The sequence below is a fragment of the Streptomyces sp. M-16 genome (assembly GCF_052114405.1).
Taxonomy (GTDB): domain Bacteria; phylum Actinomycetota; class Actinomycetes; order Streptomycetales; family Streptomycetaceae; genus Streptomyces.
Window position 1 is genome coordinate 1 of sequence record NZ_JBFRER010000272.1, and the last position, 2,426, is coordinate 2,426.

1 protein-coding gene is annotated in these 2,426 nt (G+C 75.0%); it reads left to right on the top strand.

The window, feature by feature from the left end; translation table 11 throughout:
- Positions 1-85 precede the first annotated feature (85 nt).
- The gene (locus AB4039_RS42005) at positions 86-2,254 is read left to right on the top strand and encodes a restriction endonuclease (protein WP_442273280.1); all 2,169 of its coding nucleotides are present in this window, start codon (positions 86-88) and stop codon (positions 2,252-2,254) included.
- Positions 2,255-2,426 lie beyond the last annotated feature (172 nt).

A 2,426-nucleotide genomic window follows, 5' to 3' on the forward strand; every position in this document is an offset into this window, starting at 1 on the left:
GTGCGGATCCCGGACCGCCCGCCCCGCGACCCGCGACCCGACTACTGTTTTCCCCGTACAAGCGGGTGGGGGGAGAACAGAGCTGATGAGTCGTCGGTCGAGCGGATTGATCGGGGTCTGGGCAGAGGCCCAGCGGCAGCAGCAGCGGACGCAGTTGATCCAGCAGCGCGAGGCCGAGCGCCGGCAGCGGGCCTACGAGCGGGACGTCGCCCGGGACCGGCGGGAGCAGCAGGCCGCCTACAAACAGCACCGGGAGGCCGAGGCCCGGCGGCGCACCGAGCAGCTCGAAGCCGAGGTCGCCGCCCTGCAGGGGCTGCTGGCCGTCGGCTGCCGGGCACCGGCCTTCCGGATGGCCTCCCTGGTCCGCGACGAGCGGCTCGAAGCCTTCGACCCCGGCACCCTCGCCCACCCGGTGCCGATGCCCCAGCTCCACCAGTTCCAGCAGCAGAGCAGCGGCTGGACCCTCGGCTCGGGGCGTCGCGCCCAGGCCGAGCGGGAGGCCCACGACCGGTACACGCAGGCATGGCAGGCCGCGCACGCCGCGGAGCAGGAGCGGCTGCGGCAGCTGGCCGCGTACCGGCAGCAGTACGACCGGTGGGCGGCGGAGCAGCTCGCCGGGATCCGCCGCCACAACAGCGGTCTCACCGAACTGGCCGACGCGCTGCGCGCGGGAGATCCCGAGGCGGCGGTGGAGTACTTCTCGGCGGCGCTGTACGCCTCCACGGCCTGGCCCGAGGAGCTGCCCCGCCAGGTCTCGGCTGCGTACGATCCGGCGGCGCGGCAGCTCGTGCTGGACTGGGAGCTGCCCCGGTACGAGGCCGTGCCGGAGACGAAGTCCGTGCGGTACGTGGCGGGCACGGACCAGGACAAGGAGACCGCCCGGCCGGCGACCCAGCGCCGGGCGCTCTACCGGGACCTGCTGGCCCAGTGCGTGCTGCTGGTGCTGCGCGAGGTGTACGCGGCGGACGAGTTCGGGGCGTTGGAGTCGGTGGTCGTCAACGGGTTCGTGGACGACCACGATCCGGTGACCGGCCGGGAGGCACGGCTCGTCCTGACGTCCGTGCAGGTCCCGCACTCCGCCTTCTCCGGGCTGCGGCTGGAGCAGGTGAGCGCCGTGGACTGTCTGACGGACGGCCTGCGCGGGCAGTTGTCGGCGCGGCCGGACCAGCTGACGGCCGTACGGGCGGGCCGCAGGCCGGGCGAGGTCGGCGGCGCCGGCGGGGTCGTCAGCCACGGCGGGCACGCGGACGGCGAGGAGGAGCCCGACCTCTTCGTGATGGACCCCATCGCCTTCGAGAACCTGGTGGCGGAGCTGTTCCGGGCGATGGGCATGGAGGCGGTGACCACGCAGCGGTCGGGCGACGGCGGTGTGGACGTCGAGGCGCTGGACCCGGCCCCGATCCGAGGCGGGCGGATCGTGGTGCAGGTCAAGCGCTACCGGAACACGGTGCCGCCGACGGCCGTGCGTGATCTGTACGGCACGGTCCAGGACAAGGGGGCGAACAAGGGGGTGCTGGTCACCACCGCGTCCTTCGGGCCCGGGTCGTACACCTTTGCCAACGGCAAGCCGCTGGAGTTGGTTCCCGGGGCCGAACTGGTCGAGCTGCTGCACCGGTACGGGCTGCGGGGGCGGCTGGGCGGGAGCACCCGGGAGGCCGCCGTACCGGCCCAGCGGGGGACCCGACGGGCCGCGGGGGCGGCTGCGCGGAGGTCGGATCCGGCCGCCGACACCGTCCCGGCCCTGCCCCTGGAACCGCCGCCCGTCGCGGCCGACCGCAACGTGCTGGGGATGTACTGGTCGGGCCGGGTCGCGCTGGACGTGTGCGCGCTGGTCTGCGAGGGCGGCCGGGTGCTGAGCGAGGACCACTTCGTGTTCTTCAACAACCCGCAGACCCCGGACGGTTCGGTGCGTTCCCGTCCGCACACGGCGCCCGACAAGGCCGCCGTAGAGGTCGGCTTCGACGCCCTGCCGCAGCGCGCCGACCGCCTGGTCCTGGTCGCCGCGATCGACCCGGAGGCCGATCCGGACGCGGACCTGGCGGGGTTCACCGACGCCCGGATCCGGCTGCTGGACGCGGCCGGAGGGGAGATCGACCAGCTGGAGGTCTCGGACGGCAGGGCGGGCGAGACGGCCCTGGTCCTCGGCTCCTTCCGGCGCCGGCCGAACGGCGACTGGAAGTTCGTGATCGGCGGCAAGGGCTACCGCGGCGGTCTGGAGGACCTGTTGCGGGAGTACGGGGTCGAGGTGGCGTGACCGGCGCCGTCGCCCGGTGCGGCCGTCAGGCCCGGCCGGGGCCCGGCACGTCCCGGTGGCCACGGCCGTGGGGGACCGCGTCCCTGGCCYCCGGTCCCCCGGCCCGCCGGGCTCGGCGGGCCGCTGTACGGGCGCCCAGGGGGAGGGCCGCCGCCAGGGAGGCGGCGGCCAC

Bases quoted from the DNA above. Each gene is read 5' to 3' on its own strand.
- AB4039_RS42005 (WP_442273280.1), top strand. From the start codon at position 86: ATGAGTCGTCGGTCGAGCGGATTGATCGGGGTCTGGGCAGAGGCCCAG.